Raw genomic sequence first — 20978 nt, 5'->3', positions numbered from 1 at the left:
ACTCACAGATTACTCGTTCAATAAATGGATGTAATTGACAAAAACATAAGTGAGAGAGATGATTCGATCTGAAATCACATGTAACAAGGAAGCAAATGTACACATTCGTTGCAGACAAGCTTGATGTCGCTTACTTATCCGCAATTCCTGAAAACCATCAACTTCAGGGCTGCGATGTGCCTGAAGAGGAGATCGAACTTCGAGAGATCGTTGAGGTTTGGTATGAGTGTGCCTTTCTACCCGCTTTCAACCTTCAGAAAGTCGATATCGAGAACAAAGCTGAGCTAACCGTCATACAAACACATGTTTTGAACAACGATACGAGTACGCTCGCTTTCCTACTCAAAAACAGAGTGTATCGCGCCGCGCTAAACAGAATGCTAGGGGTTTGGGCGTTAGAGCCCTCAGCAAAAACCGTGTTAGAGCAACTTCTGTTTGAACTAAGTCTCGATAAAAAGCGCCCTCATTAACTCGCTTTATAAGCTATTCATCAATAAGCATAAAAATTAAACCGACTAACAATCGCTATAAGTTGCTAGTAAGAGAAGATATTTCAAAATAAGCTGTGGAATCACAAGAACTTATACCCCTCCCACACTTCCATTAAATTTACCGTTTCAAGGTTTCCATATCCGCATTTTTATTCTACTGTTTTTATATAAAAACAGTTGGATGGATCCTTATATGGCGATTACGGTCTGGAATAACCTTTCAGTCAAACATAAACTCTTTGGCTTAGTTCTACTTCCCATTTCACTACTGCTCTTTCTAGCAGGCAGACAAGCGTATATTTTAACGACTCAGTTAACAGATTTTGAACGAACCAATCAGTTATCTGTGTATTTGCAAGATATTTCGATCTTATATCGGAGTACTCTGGCTTCGAGCCCTGAAGAATTCGCGACACAAAGCAATCAAGTAAAGGCAGAATTAAAAACGCTGTCACCCATCATTTTTTTAGACGCTTCGGATGATATGAATCAACTGGTGGCTGACTTCAGTGAAGCGACCCTATCCACGATGGAAGCGACTGACACTTACGATAAGTTGGACGCTCTTGAATGGCAGAGTGATTTATACAAGCAACTGTTGCTTGAGATAGAAAAAGTCCCATTCGAAAATACCAAGCGCGAAATTCAACAACACCTCACCGCATTACAACAACTCGAATGGTTGATGTTCTGGTCGAACGAAGAGTTCAAACTGGGCACTTCACTGATTGAGATATTCCAAACTAGCCAAGAATACGATCCAGAACTCGCTGAACAGATCGAAACTCTGAGTGAAAGACAACAACTGTTCCTAGAACGCTTTGTGTCATTGAACGCCAACGAACATCAAGTGTCATTGATGGTTGAGGTATTTAGAAACGACGTGTTTGCTCAGAGCCAAGAGATCAGAAACGCACTGCTTGATCTAAACGCCATTAGCCAACTGACACCCCAAGAGGTTTCTGTTGGGTTAGAGGCGATGAGTGCTCGACTCAGCTTATTACAAAGCCTCGGTAATGTTATCAAGCAAGAGTTCCAACAAGAAGTTGAGCAAGCGATCTCAGATGCGCAAGTGCAACGAACACTGTTTATCTCCATCGTTGCCCTGCTCGCAGCCATGGTCATGGGGCTAACCTTAAGTTTAGCGAGACAAGTAACCAACAACCTCAATTTGGTGTTGGCTTTCTTAAAAAGCGAAAACGCTGAACAGCGCCCTTCTTTAGACAAACTAATTCAGGGTAAAGATGAGCTCAGCCTATTTGCTCAACAAGTTAAGCGATTGACCATCGAGCGAGAGCTCGCTAAAGAGAAACTAACACTAGCCAAAGAAGACGCTGAGAGAGCCAAAGAGGACGCCGAACAAGCGAAAGATCACGCAATACAGGCCAGCAAAGCGAAAAGTAGCTTCTTAGCTAATATGTCTCATGAAATTCGTACCCCACTCAATGGCGTTATTGGTATTTCTGAGATTCTTGCAGACACCCCTCTCACACCGACCCAACGCGATTATGTTGATACGATTGAGACCTCGTCCCAACTGCTACTGAGCCTAATCAACGACATCTTGGACTTCTCTAAGATTGAATCTGGCATGCTAATGATCAGTCCACACTCAGCATCCGTTAGAGAATCGATATACGACATCGCCTCTATTGTGGCGCCAAAAGCGAAAGAACAAAAAATTTCAGTCAACGTTGATATCAGCCCTGACACACCTGCTCGTGTGATGATTGACGATCACCGCTTAAGACAGGTCCTAATGAACTTCATGTCTAATGCGGTGAAGTTTACTGCAGAAGGCGGTGTCACCCTATCAATTCAAACACTCGACAAGTCAGAAAATAGTGTCACCCTTAGATTTGCTGTACGAGACACCGGTATTGGGATCGACAAACAACAACAGAAACAAATATTCGAACCCTTTGCTCAAGAAGATGATTCAACCACACGTCAATTCGGAGGTACTGGTCTTGGCCTAGCCATTAGCACACAGTTGGTTGAACTGATGGGTGGCCAGATTCAGCTCGACTCCGTCAAGGGCGAAGGCAGCTGTTTCTACTTCGACTTAGAATTACCCGTCGATATTATGCTACCGAAACCAAGCACAGCAACAGCTGACATATATGTTCTAGGTAACGAGAACATGCTCTCTAAACGCATAGAATGGGATCTTAACCTTTACGGCTTGAAGGTTACTCAGCAAGTGAGTAACACAGCTACGATCACACAACAGCTCGTAACTCAAAAACACAATAAACCAATCACCGTAATTTTTGCTGAAGATGACGAGTTCCAAGCCAATGACTACACCACTGATTTAGATAAGCTGCACCAAAACGGCATCACTATCTGTTTGATTCGTTCTTTCTTAAGTGAGCCAGCTGACATCGGTAATAGCGTTACTGCTCAGGTATCGCAGCCCCTACTTGGATTACGTTTGATTAAAGCGGTTGAGCTCTGTGATACGCAAGGTTTAGCTGAATTGTCAGAAGCCAACCAACAAACTACGACCATCCAACACAAAATCCTCATCGTCGAAGACAACAAGATCAACCAAAAAATTGCTGGACTCCACGTCGGTAAAAGTGGTTTTGAATTCGAGTTTGCGAATAATGGTCAAGAGGCCATCGACATGTTCACCGCCAACCCTCATTACGCTGCGATACTCATGGATTGCATGATGCCAGTAATGGATGGCTTCAACGCAACAAGCAACATCCGACGAATTGAAAAAGAAACTGGCGCCACGCGCCGCATCCCTATTATCGCCCTCACCGCCAGTGTGATTGATGACGATATTCAAAAGTGTTTCGACGTGGGTATGGATGATTATGTACCAAAACCATTCAAGTTCGAGATGTTGAAGGAGAAAGTGCTTGCGGCTGTAGAAGCAATGCCACTGCCAGTTACACATAACGCGCCAGCAGCATCAACAAGTTCAACCGTTACTCCTATTCATAGTGCACAAACAGCCAAGAAAACATTACCAGAGCAAGCTGAGCCTAACTTTGTGCCAAGCAAATCTGAGAAGATCCTTCTGGTTGAAGACAATCGCGTAAACCAGAAAGTTGCTTCAGTCATGCTCAAAAAGGCCGGTTACGCCTTTGAAATTGCAGACAACGGGCAAATCGCCGTTGATATGTATCAGAATGACAGCAGTTTCGACATTATTTTAATGGACTGCATGATGCCGGTGATGGATGGCTTCACCGCCACTAAGGAGATTCGAGAACACGAGAAAAACCTAGGCTTAAGCAAGACTCCTATTATCGCGTTAACCGCCAGTGTTATCGATGATGATATTCAAAAGTGCTTTGATTCCGGAATGGATGGGTACGTAGCGAAGCCCGTAAGAAAAGAAAAACTATTCCACCAAATAGAAAGTGCGACTTGTTAGGAGAAACCAATGAATTGGATCAAAACAATTAAAACGCTCTCGAGCAGAGCGCTGTTACCAGCAGTGGTAGGGTTGTTTGGAAGCTTACTTCTTCTCAGCCCCGCTCATGCTGCAGAAGAATACGCCATATTCTCTTTAGACTCAGGGTTTGAAGAGATATCAATCAACAAAGCGAGAAAGCTATATCGAGGTAAAACCAAACGTCTCAACGGCAAGCGTGTAGAACTCTCTGATTGGCCTGAAAACAGCGCCGAAAGAGAGGCATTTTATCAGCTTCTACTTGGGAAGAACGCCGCTCAAATGAACGCACACTGGGCTGGCTTATCTTTTTCAGGAAAAGCTCGTTATCCAAGAGAAATCAAAACGGCTTCAACCGACAGTTTAGTCGACTGGCTAGACGACAAACCAAACCGTATTGGTTACTCCCCACTCTCTTCGGTTCCTCAAAATGCCAACATTCTCTACGTTATAAGTTCGGAGAAATAATATGAAAAAAATAATTACGCTAGTGCTATGTGCTTCGATTGCCTCTCCGGCCTTTGCCATTATTGAACTTACCGATAATTTATCTTTAAGTGGTTTTGGTTCAACATCTTGGGCAACATCGGATAACGATAATCCATTGATCATCAACCGCGGTTTTACTGATGAGAGCTGTTACGACTGCGATACCACATTTGGTGTTCAACTCGATTACTTCTACAACTCATTCAAAGCTTCCGTGCAAGTTGTCAAGCCACCCCAATATGACTGGAGTGAACCGCAGCTAGAGTGGGCTTATTTAGGCTATGAATTTAATGACTTTGATGTAAGCGTTGGTCGATTGCGACTGCCACTATTCCTTGCCTCTGAGTACTACTATGTAGGCCAAGCCTATATGACAGCAAGGCCACCGACAGAGGTGTATAACAGCGTTCTCGGAATCACAGCTTTCAACGGCATAAAAGTGAGCTGGACTCATGATGTCAGTGATGAAGCAACGCTATTGCTCTCACCTTTCTTCGGTGTAAAAGACAAAAACAAAGTCGACTTTAATTCGAGTACAGAGCTGGAATTTGAAACCAACCGAATGTTCGGTGCCAATCTTCAATTGAGCGGTGAAAACTATCGTTGGAACTTATCATTCCTCGACTCCAATTTTGATCAAACCGTTTCTGGCACGATTACAATCCCTGGAACTTCGATAACAGCTCCATTCAGTAGCAAACAAGACAACCAACACATTCAACTTTGGTCGTTAGGTACTGAGTATGAATTAGGTCAAGCGGTGCTTGCAAGTGAAGGACAAATCAGTGACTTCTCGTCCTCGATATACGCTAGTTTGGGCTATAGACTAGATTTATTCACTCCATACGTCGTTTACGGAGCAGAGTTTGACTCTAATGAACATCTAACAGGTAACAGCTATTTAATTGGTGTTGATTACGACGTGTTACCTAACGTGTCCATCAATGGTGAGGTGCAGTACTTTGAAGCTCGTAAAACAAATGGTGCCTTTGTTGAAGATTTTAACGCCCAGACAGGCTTTGATGATAAAGACGCTGTTCTTTACACCATCATGTTGAGTTTCGTTTTCTAACCTAGAATTCAATCGTCATTCAAATCAAAGCCCAAGGTACTCACGTAATCTTGGGCTTTTTTATGATGAATAAGTAACAACGGATCAGTATTTAAAGAGAACCTTCACGTCACCTGTCACTGCCGTTTCATCAACATATCCGATAGCGTTAGTTTTAGAAGCTACCGTTGTAATTGCGGCACTATAGTCAGCGACCTGAATAGGAGCTTCGGCTTTACCTGTAAAGACCAGTCGTGACCAAGCTGATTGAAGCTGTGATTCACTGCGCCCTGTCGCTACCTCGTGAAAGGCGAGTCGCCCCTCAGAACCATCAGCCAGTTCGACAATTTGTGCTTTCGTTCCATTTGATAGTTTGCTCTTTTTACCCATAAAGAGTTTTTTAACATCAGATTTTGATAATGAATCAACACCTGCATTGTTACCAATAACGACCATTCCTGCAGAGGCATTAAATGAAAGAACCGCTATAGTTATTGCTGTCAGTAAACTTTTCATGTTGCCTCCTTAGAATACGAAATCAAGACGTGCTGAATAAACAATAGAGCTGTCTTCAAGGTAGTTACCAGTCGCAACTCTTGGATCCACCGTTGTCTCAACATTACTTTGGAAGCCACCGCTTGTATCTCGGTAATCCACATAAGTGACATCTGCTTTCAAAGACATATTCTTGGCAAAATCCCAGCGGCTACCGACAGAGTAAGAAAGGCGCTCGTAATTCATCGACTCTTTGATGGCTGTGCTTGTCATATTTTCACGAACTTCGTTATCAGTAGTTTCAACCCAACCAACAGAAACGTAAGGTGTAAATTCATTGACTCGATAGCCGACCAAGCCAGACACCGATTGATAGTCGTAAAACTGCCCTTCCAATTGGACGTCTGCAGCTTCTACGTTAACCAAAAGATCACCATTGTCATATTGAGCACCAAGTGAGATAAACTGGCCATCTTGGCCATCTAGCAATGCGCCTAGCTGACAGTACGGATCTTGTGAACTTTGGAAATCACAAGATGGGTTAGATTCAGCAACAAAATATGAACCACGGAAGGTAAAGTCATCTACGTTCCAGTTAGCACTGATACCGAATAATTTATCCAGTTTCACTTCACCCACAATTGAGTCATCTTCATCAATAGTGCCAATACCCACTACTGGCTGAAGAAGAATGCTTGAGTCTTCAAGCTCAATTGGAATCAATAAATCAGCACCCGTGTAACCCTTCAAAACAATGTTTTCATACAATTCTTGAGAGGGTCTGATCATAGGATATGCGTAACCAAGATCGGTGTAGTCAGAGTAGAAAAACAGAGGTAAACGCAGCTTACCTGCACGAGCGGTAAATGAATCAAAATCATAAGAGGCGTAAGCCATTTCAATTTTTGGTTCATAGTCATAACGACTGTTTGCAACAATTTGGGTCACAAACTTCGCTCGCTCGTTAACTTGAAAATCAAACTGCAAGCCCGCTAGTGTTTCTTGCTCCCAATCCAATTTTTCGTCCGTGTAGCCAGCATAACCGATTGCGTTATCTGACTTACCGATACCTACAGAACCAAATCCACTAATACGAAGGTTATCCATATTTGCAGCATTTGCTCCAAACGCCATACTTACTAGGGCAGCAACCACTGTCTTCTTCATAACTAACTCCAATTTGTTATGTTGTTTCTTGTTTTTATGTAATTAACCCAAATTTTGGGCATACTCCCGCCCTCCTTGAGGCATAGCCAGAAAGAGAGAAGGAATGATTCTAGGGGGCTTAACTCACCTTAAAATGGCCAGTTAATGTTGATATGTTACGAGTAACTTCTTGAATATTTTGGGCAACTGCGTCGACTTGTTTAACACTGTTGCTTGTACCTTCTGCCATTTTTCTAATTTCTTCGACAAAAGTTTCTATACGAGTTGAGGTTTGCTCCTGCTCTTCAGTTGCAGCGGCAATACTTTCGTTTCGCTGACTGATTTCAGTGATCTCAGAAGTGATTTTTTGTAGTGAATTTTCAGCAACAAGTGACTTTTCTACGCAGGTTTCAGCTTTCGTCACACTATCCGAAATGATTGTAGAGGCTGTTTTTGCTTGTTCTTGTAGCTGTAAAAGTACAGATTGGATTTCTTGTGTCGACGTTTGTGTTCTTGATGCTAACGTTCTAACTTCATCAGCAACCACAGCAAAGCCACGACCTTGTTCACCCGCGCGCGCCGCTTCAATTGCAGCATTAAGCGCGAGTAAATTAGTCTGTTCAGCAATAGCGCTGATCGCCTCTAAGATAGAGCCGGCACTTTGAGTATTGTCATTCAACTGCTTAACCACTTGTGAAGCATTACCTACATCGTGCGTCAGTTCTTGCACGGCTAAAATGGTACTTTTAACCTGCTGCTCTCCTAGAGTCGCCTGCTCACTGGCACTCGAAGCTGAAGTCGAAGCATCATTCGCGTTGGTCGCAATCTCTCTAGCAGCAACAAACAACTGATTTAATGAGCTAGATACTTCTTCAATAGAAAGATGTTGTTTGGTCGAAAGTTCGTTCGTGACCTGACTAGAGCTCACCAAAGCGCTAGAAATAGTGTCCAATTGAGTGACGTTCTCGATTGTATGCGTTACATTTTGTTGTAGATGAGAAACAAAACTATTGAATGATTCAACGAGTGGTTTTAGTTCGTCGTTTTTCTCGTGTTGTAAGCGAACCGTTAAATCACCATCCCCTTCCGCAATATCGCGCATTTTGTCACTGATATTTGCTAAATCTTTGCGTATTCCTTTCACCACGAACCATCCAAAGATACACATTGCAAGCATGGCTAATGCACCTGAAATACTCATGATTTGGTTAGCTGTTTTGTTATTTGATTCTAACTCTTGTACTGCGTTCTCAAACTCTGACTGACGAGCCGACGAAAACTCACTCATCCCCGTAGTGAGCTCTTCTAAGATTGCAGTGCTTTGCTTTGCGAGACGACCCGCCTCACTAAGACTAATCTCTTCGTCAATCATGCCTTGCGCGATACGATAAGCCAGATCGAAATATTGATTGGTTTGATTTTGTAGAAGTGCTGACGAACCTTGTAAAGACGGGTCCAATGAAATTTGAATATTGAAGTTACTTTGAATCGCAGTAAGCGTTTGCTTATTCATCTCCAAGATCTCTTCATCACCAAGAATGACCGCTAAATTAAAGCGCTCTGCTAATTGAGAGATCAAAACACTATTTAGCGAAGCAGAATTCATGACGGGATAAGTGACTTGGTCAATTCTATTAACCTGCTTGGTATTGCTAGTGAGCGTATCCCCACCGACAAATAGAATACTAATAAACCCGACTAACGACACTAAACATAGCGCCAAAATTCGATTCTTAATCGATAGTGTAAACATAAGCTTCCTTGCTAAACAGTATGACAAACCGCACTATTATTTTTCCGAACAATAACAGATCTGACCAGTTATTCAATCGGTCAATATGAAAATAGTGATAAATATGTAAATATTGTTTATAGATTGTAGCAATCAAAAAATAACCATATAAATCATGAGTTTTAATTTTTAACTTTATCAAATACAACTCAACCTCAAACTTAATAACCTGTTTAAAACTTAATGTTTATTAGGAGCATTACTCGCACCCTATTTGGGGATGCTTGTAATCCATAGGCTTTGTGTCGAGTTGAAAAATATAAAAACGCTGATTCAAACGATCACCCCAGTAATTAAATTCTCCATATGCCCTACAATTTAGTAACTCTGTCAACATCGTCAGTATCGTGTAAGAAGGCAACAGGCTACAGAGCTTCCTCTTTTTTATTCGGTCAACCTTAGAGCGAATAAACAGATACCTTAAACGGAGAACGCATGCGAATAGCGACTTTATCTTTAAGCTTGGTTTCAGCGGTCGGTTTCGCGGCTGAACCAAACCCTTTTCCAATAACGCCCGACGAAAGTGGCGAGAAGTTTATGGTAAGTGCGACAAACCCATACGTAAGCAGCACTGGGTATTCGATACTCAAGCAAGGTGGTAACGCCATTGAAGTCAAAGGTGGCAACATCTACGGTGCAACAGACCGTCGTCGTGCATCCAGCTCAATGGGCGAATAAATTAATGAGGGTGAGCTGCTAAGCTCACCCATTTTGAAGTCTCTTGCTTGTGTCTTGTTCTAACGATACATTTCAAACAGAACTCCAAATACAAAAAAGCCAATCGAATGATTCGACTGGCTTTTCAATAACTACTTTCCGTTTATCAACTCACTCAAATATTATGAGTTTGGCTCTACTCGTTTCTCTTTTAGCTGATCAATCACATAACCCGGCGCCACTTTCGCAAGCTCTACTAAGCATTCGTCTGTTTTCTCATTGCCGTAGCGTACGTAAATGTCACAGACGGCGTACAACTGCTCTGGAGACCCCGATATCAGATACGCTTTTTCGAATGACTTTGTCGATTTATCGATGTCTAAATCTTCTTGTAACACCCCATTGAGGTACCAGTAGTAGCTGTTGTCTTTAGCTAACTTAGCTGCTACTTCAATCTCATTGGCCGCTGCGCTCTTGTCTTCAAGGCGAACCAAAGTTAATGATTTAGAGTAATGTAGAGCTGCGTTGTCGGGTACATGTTTCAAGCCGCGATCCAATACATCGACCGCTTGTTGGTCTTTTTTCTGCGCTCGGAAATTATCAGCGTAACTTAACCAAACTTGTGGCTCTTTTTGATGCGTTTTGATGAGTTCTAGATAAACCGTTTCTGCCTTATCCCACTCGTTGTGCCAGCGAAGTACATCAGCAAACAATAATTGGTACTTTTCTGATTCTTGCGTCTCTAGGAAACTGATAAGCTCTTTTACTGGTGGCTCGATTTGTCCTTTTTGTTGTTCATCTAAGGCATTAAAGTCGCGAATTAGATTCGATGTTGCCGTGTGGCGAACCATGGTGTCGCTGTCTTTTAGTAGTGGTGATACCAACGCCCAACGATGCTCAAGTTGGTAAGGTTCAGAACCGATGACCGCGGCCTCACGGACTTCAGGGTTTTGATCTTTTAAGCCTCTAGCAACAGCCACCAACGCGTTTTGGCTTGGGTAAGCTGCCAATTCTTGCAGCGCACCAGTACGGTTTTCGATAGACTGGTTTTGATCTTGTGCCATGTAAGACAACTGTTGAATACGGGTTTGAGTGTCCGTCATTTCAAGCACTTGATTGATATTTTGTGCTGGTGCATCAACGATTTGTTGAACGCCATTGGCTGCGATTGCTGACGTTGATAACAATGCGGACGTTGCAACCAATAAAGCAACCGCTGTCGCTAAACTCTTCTTGATCATAGTATTACCTTAAGTTGGAGAACTTAGCCCGTCCCTAGACTCATATCTGATTAAATTTCGTTAGGATCGATAACTCTAAACCTAGAACTTGACTTAAAACTTTGTCTCAAACGTCGTTTGTTTTGCCAGTTCTGCTCGACGCGCCATCATCACAGAATCACTGTACTTACCATGAGCAACGGGGTGTCTCATCGCACGCGCGATATACGCCATCGATTTATCAACATGAGAAAAGAACTTGTGCCAGCCCGCGCATAAATAGTTCAATCCCGGCTCACCTGCACGAGTTTTGATAAAGCGGTTTTTAGGGCATTCACCATGACAAGCAAACTTGTAGTCACATTGCTGACACTGGCTCGTCAGTGTGCGTGATTTAGCGAAACCAAATTTTTGTTGTGGTGCGCTGTATGCTAGGTCATCAAGCTTCTCGTGATGGATGTTGCCAATTTTATATTCAGGGTAAACATAGTGGTCACAAGAGAACACATCGCCGTTTGGTTCCATCGCCAAGCCCTTACCGCAAATCTCATTCAGGGTACAAAGCGGGTTCGGGCGACCAATCCACGTTTCTAAGCTCGCTTCAAAATATTGAACAAACACTTTACCGATGTCTTGCTTCGCCCACTCATCAAACACCGCAATCAGGAAGTTGCCCCACGCTAAGTCCGATACACACCATGATTCCATGATCGAATCTTTATGACCCGGGATAAGACGCTTGTCACCTTGCTTGAGTTGCTCACTAGCTTGAGAGGTTTGCGGCGCAACGGTTCTAAAGGTTTTCTGTTCTACGATAGGAATAAACTGCATTTGTGGAGACTTCACCACGTCACGTAAGAAGCGATACACTTCTAAGGCGTTTTGACTGGTCAGGTTATTCACACAGGTTAGCGTTGCGAATTTAACTTGGTGTTTGTGCAACAGCTCGACAGCAGCCATCACTTGTTTGAATGTGCCACGACCCGCGCGGTTGGTACGGTAAGCGTTGTGCAGCATTTCAGGGCCATCAATACTTAAACCGATCAGGAAGTTGTTCTTTGCTAAGAATCGACCCCAATCGTCATTCAATAATGTGCCATTAGTTTGTAGGTCATTTGAAATTAACACACCTTCAGGCTGATACTTTTTCTGTAGCTCAACCACACGCTCAAAATAAGCCAAACCTAACATAGTCGGTTCGCCGCCCTGCCATGAGAAGATAATTTCAGGCGTATTTTGACCTTCGATGTATTGTCGGATGTAAGTCTCTAGCGTCTCATCATCCATTCTTGGAGAACTGCCTTTCTTGTACTCCAACAAATCTTGCTTACTTAGGTAATAACAATATTTACAGTCAATGTTGCACGCTGCGCCAATCGGCTTAGCCATAACATGCAGGCGCTTAGACGCTTTACCGTTATATTGTGGACCTTGAGTAATGTGCATGATTTACCTACCTATCTTAGTGTCTTGTTCCCATCATAATTCCGAATTAAGTCAGTGGCATGTTATACCCTTTATAACCAATAGGAATGACCAAAAACGTTAGAATCACACCCTATTTCGAACATTTGAGGCACGTGATGAAATTTATCAATTACAAACATTTAGCAGCAGTTAGCGGCGTCACCATGACTATTTTCCTAAGCGGCTGTGCAAGCGTGCCTACACACCCTATCGCTCAAAAAATTGACCAAGAGATGGTGTTGGTTGAAGGCGGAACATTCACCATGGGTTCAAACAACCCGGAAGCGACCAAAGCAGAACGACCAGCCCGTGAAGTAACTGTAGATAGTTTCTACATTGCGAAGTTTGAGGTGACTCAAGAATTGTTTGAATCGGTGATGGGTTCATCTCTCAGTTATTTCCAAAACCCACAAGTTCCGGTCAATAACCTTAGCTGGCAACAAGCGAACTATTTCGTTGAGCAGTTGAATGAATTAACGGGTGAAGAATACCGCCTACCGACTGAAGCGGAATGGGAATTTGCAGCGAAGGGTGGCAACAAAAGCAAAGGCTATACTTACAGTGGTTCCAACAACTTAGATGATGTTGCGTGGTACTCAGCAAATTCGAAAAATAGCGCGCATCCTGTAGGGTTAAAAAAGCCAAATGAACTAGGCTTATATGACATGACAGGAAACGTTGGTGAATTTGTCATTGATGCCTTCGATGACACCTTCTACAGATTCGGGCCAACAGACAATCCAAATAACGCTAAACACAGCGACGTAGGCTTATCGCACAAGTCTGTTCGCGGTGGCAGTTTTGCTTATGACGAAAATGAATCGGAAAGTTACCGTCGTGATTTCGCAAGCCAATCCATCACCATGTCGGACATGGGACTGCGGTTGGTTAAAGATACGAACTAGATACGTGAATAACCCTATCTCAACGTTAAAAATCTGACCACACGTTAGAACGCTACGGCAACAGTGAATAAGGAAACCCTATGCAATACACCAAGCTTTCAGGACTTACACTCGCGTTACTCTGCGCTCTTCCTGCATCGGCTGCAGAAAAGCCAGACCTTGTCCTTCAAATCACGGTTGATGGTCTACGCGCTGACCTCATTGAACGATACAAGCATAATTTTGGTGAAGGTGGCTTTCGCTACTTAATGGATGACGGTACTTATTACACCAATGCGAACTACCAACACGGCAACACAGAAACCATTGTTGGCCATGTGTCGCTTGCAACAGGCGCTCCACCTAGCGTACATGGTATGGTAGGTAACGTTTGGTATGACCGTAGCGAAGAACGCTTGGTGTATAACGTAGAAGATGGCAACTACAAAATGCTGACTTCTGGCGCGGGTGTCGACAAAGCCACCGAGATTGACCCAACACAGAAGACAGCGCAAGGTGACGGTCGTTCTCCGGAGCCAATACTCGCCACCACTTTTGGTGACGAGCTGACGATTTCCAATAGTGGCAAATCAAAAGTGTTCGGCGTATCAGTGAAAGACCGCGGTGCTATCTCATTGGCAGGACACAGTGGTAAAGCCTTTTGGTTCTCCAAAGCACAATCTGAATTCGTCACGAGTAACTATTACTACGACGAGTATCCAGACTGGGTATCACGCTGGAACGAGAAAGCAATTGCTGCTCAGTATTCCAAACAAAAGTGGGAGCTCTCATTACCGCGTGATAAATACACGTTGCAAGAAAATGATACCGAACACAAAGTGAAAGTCGGTGATTTCCAACGCACTTTCCCTCACCCATACGGCCCGGCAAGCTACAAGTACTACAGCACAACGCTAACCGTGAGCCCTGCTGGTGACGAGATCACGGAAAACTTCGCTAGCACCTTGTTGATGCAAGAGAAGCTTGGTCAAGGTGACGTGACTGATTATCTGTCAGTGAGTTTCTCATCAAACGACTACGTGGTACACCTTTATGGCCCTGAAAGCCTAGAAACAGAAGACAACCTTATCCGACTTGATAAGACTCTCGCTAAGCTTTTCAAAACCGTCGACAACCAAGTTGGGTTAGAGAACACCTTAATCGTCTTGTCTGCCGATCACGGTGTTCCTGAATCTTCACCTGCGGCAAATGCTCTAGGTTTCAGTCAAGCTCAGTACTTCGACAAAGACGCACTACTATCGAGTGGTGTAGAGAAACGATTAAAAGATGATTTTGGCTTAACCAAAGACGCAATTCGTTTGTACGCTCAGCCTTATATCTATCTTAATCACGACTTAATCGCTCAGAAGAAACTGGATCTGGCTAAGGTACAAGAAGCTATTGCTGGTGAAATTGCCAAAGTGAAAGGCGTTGCGTTTGCGGTATCAAGCAGTGATATTGCAGCAAACCGAGTCCCTGACACTCATGTGATGCAGCTCATCAAAAACAACTACCACCCCGCTCGTTCAGGCGATGTGTATGTGGTATTTGATCCGCGTAGCTACATTAACGATATGGAAGGCCTACAAATTGCCTCGACTCATGGTTCCCCTTGGAAATACGACACGCACGTGCCAGTGATTTTCGCAGGTTATGATGTGGACGCTAAGAAGGTTTCACGTCCAATCACACCATACGATATTGCACCGACGCTTTCGAACAAACTCGGAATCACTCAACCAAGTGGTTCGATTGGGCAAGTGCTAGAAGAGATTACTGACTAATCACAATTATTAGGTTTGTGAACCAAACATGCTCACAGAGTCTCTAACATAAAAAAGAGCCGCTTATTCTGATTAAACTGAATAAGCGGCTCTTTTTATCATGCAGGATAGATTGAATCGTGCTTAATTCTTTCCTGAGTAACGAAACGCTTCTCTGGTGAGTTGGTTCAACTGGTCGTCATTCATCTTATTGTGCACAACCGTGATACGACCTAAATATACCAGCGGAACTTCAGCTTCTCTCTCTTCTAAATGAAACTTGATCGCTTCAGCAGTCGCTACACCAAGGTCATCACTCATGCGCATTGGTGTTGCATCTAACTCATCAGAGCGAATCTTCTCGATCTCTATCGCTGTGCCGCCCCAACCCGTTACATAGATCTCAGACAACATATCAGCTTGGTTTAACGCATCGACTGCCCCCATGGTCATCGCCGTATTGGCATTATGAACCATGGTCACCTCAGGGAAGTTACCTAGCACTAATCGGATCCCGTCTGCGCCGCCTATTTTTTGATATTGCCCAAAATGCTCATAAACCGTTAACCAGTCACCTTTCTCTTCCACGCAATCAATGAAGCCTTGTGAACGTTGAGTGTCCGTGATTCCCGGGATCCCGCGATTGGCAGAGAACTCGACTTCACTCCCCAACTCTTGCACCACATGGTCACACAGCACTTCCGCGCCCATTGCACTTGAGAAGTCAAACCAACTGTCTGGTTGATGTTTCCATTGTTCATTTGGCGTGTGAAATGCCCAAATAAAGGTTTTGAATTCTGTCGAAGCCGATAGCTTTTGAATGTTCTGAGCTTGTATTCCCAGTTCAGAAGGGCCAAAAATCACGAAGTCATAAGGTGTGTCAGCATTCAACACTTGATCCGTATATTGAGTCTGCAAAGAGTGCTCAATTTGTCTTGAGGTAAACTCGCTGATCTCGAATGGCAACTCTAAAGCGATCAACCTTTCCTTCAATGCAGTGTAATTTCGTCTCCAAAAGTCAGAAATATCTGCACTTGGGTAAATTAGGGCAATTCTGACCGGTTTCTCAACCGACATTGGTGCTAACGAAATCGGCTCGCCACTCACAGTCTCTTGAAATTTTTCGAGTTTCTTTACATCTGAGTCCGACCTTACCCCATCAGCGTATACGTCAAAAGGAAGGATAAAACAAGCTGTCAGTAGGGCTGGTAATACGTTTTTATAAATTTGACCCGGCATAACTGTTACCAAATGTTTGAATGTTTATTAACAATATTATAAATATATAGCGATAATAATTTAAAGCGTTTTATAACCCTTATGAATAAAACAGTGTATTTTGCGAGTTTGTTGCTCGCTACTACTTGCAACTCACCGAGTTTTGCGGGTAATCCTGAGAACAATTTCTTCCATTACGCAGAAGAAAAAGTGATGCGTGCGGTTTCCAACCAACGAACCTGGGATGGTCCAACACAAGGTCCAGCAGTGCGTCATGAAAAGAACGTTATTTTCGTCGCGTCTGATTTACGTAATGGTGGCGTATATGGCGTTGGCAAAGGCATATCTGAAGCCATCTCTAACATCAATTGGCACCTTAGGTTCATTGATGGTTTGGGTTCTGAAGTGCGTCAAGGTGCCGCGATCCGAAAAGCAATCGGTTTTGAACCCGATGCCATTGTTTTAGGTGGCATTGACGCGGTTCGTCACAAAACCATTTTGAAACAAGCAGAAGATCTCGGGATTGTTGTCATCGGATGGCACGCGACGGAGCTTGTTGGCGGAAACCCAGAGATCGGCTTATACACCAACATCACTACTGACCCGCTTGATGTGGCTGAGGTAGCAGCCCTGCTCGCCATCGTCAACTCCAAGGGTCAAGCTAAGACCGTGGTGTTTACCGACCCTAATTATGAAATCGCGATGATCAAAGCCAACGCCATGGTTAACACCATCAAGCGTTGCAGCAATTGTGATGTCCTTGAGCTCAACTACCTGCCTTTAGACAAAATTGCTGAGCAAATGCCCGCGACATTGAAAGACCTTGATAACAAGTACGACGATAAAATCACTCACATATTGGCCATCAACGACTTGTACATCGACTATGCGATACCTTCTTTGGAGTCGAGCCTTGAAGAGTTAAAAATGATCCCGCGGAACATATCTGCAGGTGATGGCAGCAAAGCGGCCTACAAAAGAATCTATAGCGGACAATTCCAACTGGCAACCGTTCCTGAGCCCTTATATTTACAAGGTTGGCAGATTGTTGACGAGCTCAACCGAGCCTTCAATCAAATGCCTCCTAGTGGCTACTCTGCCCCTGTACACCTCGTTACACCGGGTAATGTTGAAGAGCTTATTAGCCAGTCAGACAAAGGCATCTATGACCCTAAAAATGGCTACCGTGAAGCGTATCTGAAAATTTGGAAGCCGCAATGAAACTACCTCAGATCAACATCACCCAAAGGCTCATTATTTCGAATCTGGTTTCGCTTTTGATTGTGAGCCTTGCGGTCATCATGGTGATCCGCTCACTCTATTACGTCGAGTCGACGCTCAAAACGGAAACCTCAACACACGTGTCAGATCTGATTGTTAACTCTGAAATCAGTCGTCGCGTATTTACATTAACCTCTCGTGTGAAGTTACTGGAGCAAACCTTTCTGTTCAGTGAAACCACCTTGTCTGAGGAAGCATTCAACGTTGATTTCCAACTGCAACGCTTGAGAGATTTGTCGACCAACGAAGGTTTCTCGCAAAAGATCGATGCCTTTATCGATAACTTCCATCGTTTCTTAGGCAGTTCGCTAGCACTGAATCGAATCCTCAAGCAAACCAATCAAATCGATGCTGCATTAGCCGAGCAACTTAATCAACTCGAATTTGCGATAGCCGACAGCAAGCTTAGGCACTTAGACCAACCTAATTTCATCCGTTATAACAATGAATTAGATCTCATCAACATGCTACGAGAGTCGTTTCTCACCTCAGGAAAAATGGTCGGTGACATTCACAGCCGCATCACGCCAGAAACGGAGAAAGTACTGCTTATCGAGGTCGAGAAAGAGCTCGATATCTTCTTACTCCACTTAGAAAATGTTGATATAGGAACGGCTGTGGTTATCGCAGAGAAGAAACGAATCCACCGTACCGTGAAGCGATACAACGCCGCGTTAAAACGGATTCGCGCTAATCTGGAACAACGTTGGTTGGTGATGGCTTCGCTATTAGAGGCGCAAGGTGACTTGTTAGAGATGGTAGAAAACACAGAGTCACGCGTACAGAGCCAAGCCTTAGCACTAACCGACCAGCTTGAAAAAGAGATTGGTCTATCAAGACTGAACGCCATTGTTATTAGCTTTTCAGCCGTCGTGTTGTCGATGTTGCTGGTTAACCACGTGGTGAGACATCATATTCGAAAACCGCTCAATGCGCTGAGACATGGCTTCGACCGTTTAGAATCCGGTAGCCTCAAGAATCCTATCAATTTGGGCAGAAGTGACGAGTGGTCTCACTTGGAAAAAGCCTATAACGACATGGCTTCAAGGCTGTCTGAGGCCTATCTCGACCTCACTGAAGAGAAGAAGAACTTCGACTTTCTAGCACATCACGATCCGTTGACTAATTTGGCTAATAGATTGTTAGCAACCAAGCAGTTAGATAAAGAAATTAAGATCTCAAGCGAGAACCAAGCGCCCTTTTTATTGTTTTATCTCGATATTGATGAGTTCAAAACGATCAATGATTCGTTAGGTCACGCACCTGGAGACAACTTGCTGGTTAACGTTTCTGACATCCTTAGCAATCTCGTCGGAGATAAGGGGTTTGTGGCTAGAATGGGCGGCGACGAGTTCTTGGTTGTGTATTCGAACGTTGGTTTAGAAGAAGGTGAACCCATCGCTGATCGCCTAAACCAAGCATTAAGAAAGCCTTACTATATTGATGATAACTCTATCTTCGTTTCAGCAAGTATTGGGGTATGTGAGTACCCTACTCACGGCTTAGATCGTGAAACCTTAATTAGAAACGCAGACACCGCTATGTATCACGCAAAACGTAACGGTAGAGATCAATACAGAGTCTATGCTGATGAAATGACCCATGAAGTCAATGACTTAATTGAAACAAACATGGGGCTTCATCAAGCCATTGCAAACGACGAACTGGAAGTCTTCTTCCAACCAAAAGTCGACTTGGATTCTCAAGACATCATCGGAGCCGAGGCTCTCATTCGCTGGCGTCACCCCAAACTTGGATTGCTTCCACCTATCGATTTTCTTGAAGTCGCAGAGAAAAGCGATCTTATTATCGACATCGATAAGTGGGTATTTAAGAAGGTTGCCAACCTGATCACCGAATGGCAACGCTCAGGTATCGACCTACAAGGTGTGATTTTCTCTATCAACTTCTCAGCAAGAATGTTCTATATGACTGACCTCGCAGAGCAGCTACAAGTGATACTGGATGAAACAGATTGCCAGCCACATCAACTGCTTCTTGAAATCACTGAAAGAGACATGATGCGAGATTTCGAAACCTGCTCAAGAACCATAGAGGTACTTCACTCGAAGGGTTATAAGATTGCGATTGATGACTTTGGTACAGGCTATTCATCGCTGTCGGTATTGAAGAATCTATCTGCTGATTGCGTCAAACTCGACCGAAGCTTTATTGAAGACATTAACTCATCCAAGGTCGATTACGAGATCACATGTGCTGTATTAAAGCTTGCACAAATTCTGAATTTCTCGGTGATTGCCGAAGGGCTTGAAACGCAGAACCACGTAAAGACTCTGCGCCAAATAGGTTGTAAATACGCGCAAGGCTATTTCTTTGCAAGGCCGTTGCCGACTGATGATTGGGTGTCTTACTTCTTGCTTAACTCTGAGCAGAGCCAAAAAGAGGCTTAGTGTCTGTTCCTTAAGTTAATTAAGTTTCAGTGAGTTAAGTTCCTTCACAGATTTTTGACTGAATAAGTGTAGCCTTCGGGCTGCCCTACCGGCCAAGCAGCCGTAACAAAAAGCAACCTCAAAGATCGCACCAGTAAAGCAGCTTTTACCTATAGTCAAAGTGCCACTGTGTTGGCTTTCTTTCCGTTTAAAATCGCGCGAATGCTTTCAATGGCTATGTCCTTGTATAGGCTAACTTGATAACTCTTTTGCTGCTGCTTTGATCTTAGCTCGTAACCACTTATGGCTTGGTTCATTAGTACGGCTTGGATGCCAAATCATACACATCTCCAGGTCTTCCAACTCGAAGGGTAATGGCAGTGTTTTGACCGCGTACTTTTCAGCAAAACAACGCACCGATGAAATAGGCATTACACCGATGTACTCAGAGCCTTCGATAACAGGAAGCATCTCAACAACACCTGCAGCACGATAGACTATTCTACGTTTCTCTAGATCACTGTAGTGTTCAGAGCTCAATAAGCTTTTGCGCGCATGCCACCTAGAGACCACCACATGTTCGAGTGCTAAGAACTGTTCCATATCGATTGTATCGCCAACAGTAGGGTGATCACTACTACACACCACGACCAGCTCCTCTGTAGAAATCACCTCATGCTTAAGCATGGTTCTTCCTTTTGGCGTCATATCGACAATCACATCGTGTCTTTGGAGCCTTAAATCAGACTCGTAATCTTCCGTAAACAGAGGGTGAACTTCGAGTGCGATACCGGGTGCAACCTGGCTGATTAACTGCATCACTCTTGGCATCATTTCATAGCTAGCTGCCGAGACGCAGGCAATAGAAAACACGCGGCCTGAGGTTTTAGGATCGAAGTCTCTTGATGCGGATAAGGTAGACGTAAAGTTTTTAAGCGCAGCGGCCATTGCAGGGTAGATATCAATAGCGAATGTGGTTGGCTCTACGCCTGATGTGGTGCGGTGAAACAATGGCTCATCATAGATATCTCTCAACCTTGCAAGTGCTTTACTCACTGCTGGTTGGCTTATATCCATGCGATTAGCAGCCCTAGATAAGTTCTGTTCTTCATAGATAGCAACAAATATAGGAATTAGATTTAGTTCGGTACTTTTCATACAGTTCCATATTAAAGAAGCAGGTTCCCCATAGTAGAGAACCTGCCGATTATGTTCGATG

At 43.7% G+C, this 20978-nt stretch carries 15 protein-coding genes and 1 pseudogene; 9 read left to right on the top strand and 7 right to left on the bottom strand.

Annotation, left to right across the window (positions count from 1 at the left end; translation table 11 throughout):
• The first annotated feature begins 95 nt into the window (after nt 1-95).
• The 4 genes from CWO27_RS08795 to CWO27_RS08780 all read left to right on the top strand — a co-directional run bounded on the left by CWO27_RS08795 (nt 96) and on the right by CWO27_RS08780 (nt 5467).
• Nucleotides 96-470, top strand: coding sequence for a hypothetical protein (locus CWO27_RS08795; RefSeq protein WP_076670179.1), 375 nt, complete (start codon nt 96-98; stop codon nt 468-470).
• Nucleotides 471-684: 214 nt separating this feature from the next.
• Nucleotides 685-3888: a response regulator gene (locus CWO27_RS08790; RefSeq protein ID WP_107898855.1), complete on the top strand. Its 3204-nt coding sequence runs from the start codon at nt 685-687 to the stop codon at nt 3886-3888.
• 9 nt (nt 3889-3897) lie between these two features.
• A complete protein-coding gene (locus tag CWO27_RS08785) occupies nt 3898-4374 on the top strand; it encodes a hypothetical protein (protein ID WP_107898854.1) in 477 nt (158 codons plus the stop codon).
• Nucleotide 4375: 1 nt separating this feature from the next.
• Entirely contained in the window at nt 4376-5467 is a 1092-nt protein-coding gene (locus CWO27_RS08780; protein WP_102478288.1) for a sulfate ABC transporter permease, read from the top strand.
• 84 nt (nt 5468-5551) lie between these two features.
• Here the strand turns inward: CWO27_RS08780 and CWO27_RS08775 are convergent, their stop codons facing one another.
• The 3 genes from CWO27_RS08775 to CWO27_RS08765 form a co-directional block, all read right to left on the bottom strand.
• Nucleotides 5552-5962 carry a phosphate ABC transporter substrate-binding protein gene (locus CWO27_RS08775; RefSeq protein WP_102286177.1) on the bottom strand — a complete coding sequence of 137 codons (411 nt, stop codon included), beginning with the start codon at nt 5960-5962 and terminating at the stop codon, nt 5552-5554.
• Nucleotides 5963-5971: 9 nt separating this feature from the next.
• Nucleotides 5972-7108, bottom strand: coding sequence for an outer membrane protein (locus tag CWO27_RS08770; RefSeq protein WP_102478289.1), 1137 nt, complete (start codon nt 7106-7108; stop codon nt 5972-5974).
• A gap of 118 nt (nt 7109-7226) precedes the next feature.
• A complete protein-coding gene (locus tag CWO27_RS08765; protein ID WP_102478290.1) occupies nt 7227-8693 on the bottom strand; it encodes a methyl-accepting chemotaxis protein in 1467 nt (488 codons plus the stop codon).
• Between the two features lie 621 nt (nt 8694-9314).
• Here CWO27_RS08765 and CWO27_RS08760 point away from each other — a divergent pair.
• Nucleotides 9315-9491: pseudogene (locus CWO27_RS08760) on the top strand (gamma-glutamyltransferase); the annotation flags it as partial.
• A 227-nt stretch (nt 9492-9718) separates the two neighbouring features.
• On the opposite strand, the gene CWO27_RS08755 reads toward CWO27_RS08760, so the two are convergent.
• Both CWO27_RS08755 and CWO27_RS08750 read right to left on the bottom strand, forming a co-directional pair.
• Nucleotides 9719-10777 carry a hypothetical protein gene (locus CWO27_RS08755; RefSeq protein WP_102478779.1) on the bottom strand — a complete coding sequence of 353 codons (1059 nt, stop codon included), beginning with the start codon at nt 10775-10777 and terminating at the stop codon, nt 9719-9721.
• A 93-nt stretch (nt 10778-10870) separates the two neighbouring features.
• Nucleotides 10871-12202, bottom strand: a complete 1332-nt coding sequence (locus tag CWO27_RS08750; protein ID WP_102478780.1) for an anaerobic sulfatase maturase — start codon at nt 12200-12202, stop codon at nt 10871-10873.
• 137 nt (nt 12203-12339) lie between these two features.
• On the opposite strand from CWO27_RS08750, the gene CWO27_RS08745 reads away from it, so the two are divergent.
• Both CWO27_RS08745 and CWO27_RS08740 read left to right on the top strand, forming a co-directional pair.
• Nucleotides 12340-13128, top strand: coding sequence for a formylglycine-generating enzyme family protein (locus CWO27_RS08745; RefSeq protein ID WP_102431207.1), 789 nt, complete (start codon nt 12340-12342; stop codon nt 13126-13128).
• 80 nt (nt 13129-13208) lie between these two features.
• Entirely contained in the window at nt 13209-14891 is a 1683-nt protein-coding gene (locus CWO27_RS08740; RefSeq protein ID WP_102478782.1) for an alkaline phosphatase family protein, read from the top strand.
• A 123-nt stretch (nt 14892-15014) separates the two neighbouring features.
• Here the strand turns inward: CWO27_RS08740 and CWO27_RS08735 are convergent, their stop codons facing one another.
• Entirely contained in the window at nt 15015-16109 is a 1095-nt protein-coding gene (locus CWO27_RS08735; protein WP_102431209.1) for a substrate-binding domain-containing protein, read from the bottom strand.
• Between the two features lie 81 nt (nt 16110-16190).
• On the opposite strand from CWO27_RS08735, the gene CWO27_RS08730 reads away from it, so the two are divergent.
• Both CWO27_RS08730 and CWO27_RS08725 read left to right on the top strand, forming a co-directional pair.
• Nucleotides 16191-17309, top strand: coding sequence for a substrate-binding domain-containing protein (locus tag CWO27_RS08730; RefSeq protein WP_102479200.1), 1119 nt, complete (start codon nt 16191-16193; stop codon nt 17307-17309).
• Complete coding sequence (locus CWO27_RS08725) at nt 17306-19780, top strand: putative bifunctional diguanylate cyclase/phosphodiesterase (RefSeq protein ID WP_102479201.1); 2475 nt, start codon at nt 17306-17308, stop codon at nt 19778-19780. The genes CWO27_RS08730 and CWO27_RS08725 overlap by 4 nt, the downstream gene beginning before the upstream one ends.
• A gap of 231 nt (nt 19781-20011) precedes the next feature.
• Here CWO27_RS08725 and CWO27_RS08720 read toward each other — a convergent pair whose 3' ends face one another.
• The gene (locus CWO27_RS08720; protein WP_102431212.1) at nt 20012-20917 is read right to left on the bottom strand and encodes a LysR family transcriptional regulator; all 906 of its coding nucleotides are present in this window, start codon (nt 20915-20917) and stop codon (nt 20012-20014) included.
• Nucleotides 20918-20978 lie beyond the last annotated feature (61 nt).

Source organism: Vibrio sp. 10N.286.51.C3 (assembly GCF_003050065.1).
GTDB lineage: Bacteria > Pseudomonadota > Gammaproteobacteria > Enterobacterales > Vibrionaceae > Vibrio > Vibrio crassostreae.
Note: the sequence above shows the minus strand (reverse complement) of the source record. Positions and strands in the feature narration are given on the sequence as shown.

Bases quoted from the DNA above. Each gene is read 5' to 3' on its own strand.
- CWO27_RS08795 (WP_076670179.1), top strand. From the start codon at position 96: ATGTACACATTCGTTGCAGACAAGCTTGATGTCGCTTACTTATCCGCA.
- CWO27_RS08790 (WP_107898855.1), top strand. From the start codon at position 685: ATGGCGATTACGGTCTGGAATAACCTTTCAGTCAAACATAAACTCTTT.
- CWO27_RS08785 (WP_107898854.1), top strand. From the start codon at position 3,898: ATGAATTGGATCAAAACAATTAAAACGCTCTCGAGCAGAGCGCTGTTA.
- CWO27_RS08730 (WP_102479200.1), top strand. From the start codon at position 16,191: ATGAATAAAACAGTGTATTTTGCGAGTTTGTTGCTCGCTACTACTTGC.
- CWO27_RS08720 (WP_102431212.1), bottom strand. From the start codon at position 20,917: ATGAAAAGTACCGAACTAAATCTAATTCCTATATTTGTTGCTATCTAT.
- CWO27_RS08775 (WP_102286177.1), bottom strand. From the start codon at position 5,962: ATGAAAAGTTTACTGACAGCAATAACTATAGCGGTTCTTTCATTTAAT.
- CWO27_RS08745 (WP_102431207.1), top strand. From the start codon at position 12,340: ATGAAATTTATCAATTACAAACATTTAGCAGCAGTTAGCGGCGTCACC.
- CWO27_RS08750 (WP_102478780.1), bottom strand. From the start codon at position 12,202: ATGCACATTACTCAAGGTCCACAATATAACGGTAAAGCGTCTAAGCGC.
- CWO27_RS08780 (WP_102478288.1), top strand. From the start codon at position 4,376: ATGAAAAAAATAATTACGCTAGTGCTATGTGCTTCGATTGCCTCTCCG.
- CWO27_RS08765 (WP_102478290.1), bottom strand. From the start codon at position 8,693: ATGAATTCTGCTTCGCTAAATAGTGTTTTGATCTCTCAATTAGCAGAG.
- CWO27_RS08755 (WP_102478779.1), bottom strand. From the start codon at position 10,777: ATGATCAAGAAGAGTTTAGCGACAGCGGTTGCTTTATTGGTTGCAACG.
- CWO27_RS08770 (WP_102478289.1), bottom strand. From the start codon at position 7,108: ATGAAGAAGACAGTGGTTGCTGCCCTAGTAAGTATGGCGTTTGGAGCA.
- CWO27_RS08740 (WP_102478782.1), top strand. From the start codon at position 13,209: ATGCAATACACCAAGCTTTCAGGACTTACACTCGCGTTACTCTGCGCT.
- CWO27_RS08725 (WP_102479201.1), top strand. From the start codon at position 17,306: ATGAAACTACCTCAGATCAACATCACCCAAAGGCTCATTATTTCGAAT.
- CWO27_RS08735 (WP_102431209.1), bottom strand. From the start codon at position 16,109: ATGCCGGGTCAAATTTATAAAAACGTATTACCAGCCCTACTGACAGCT.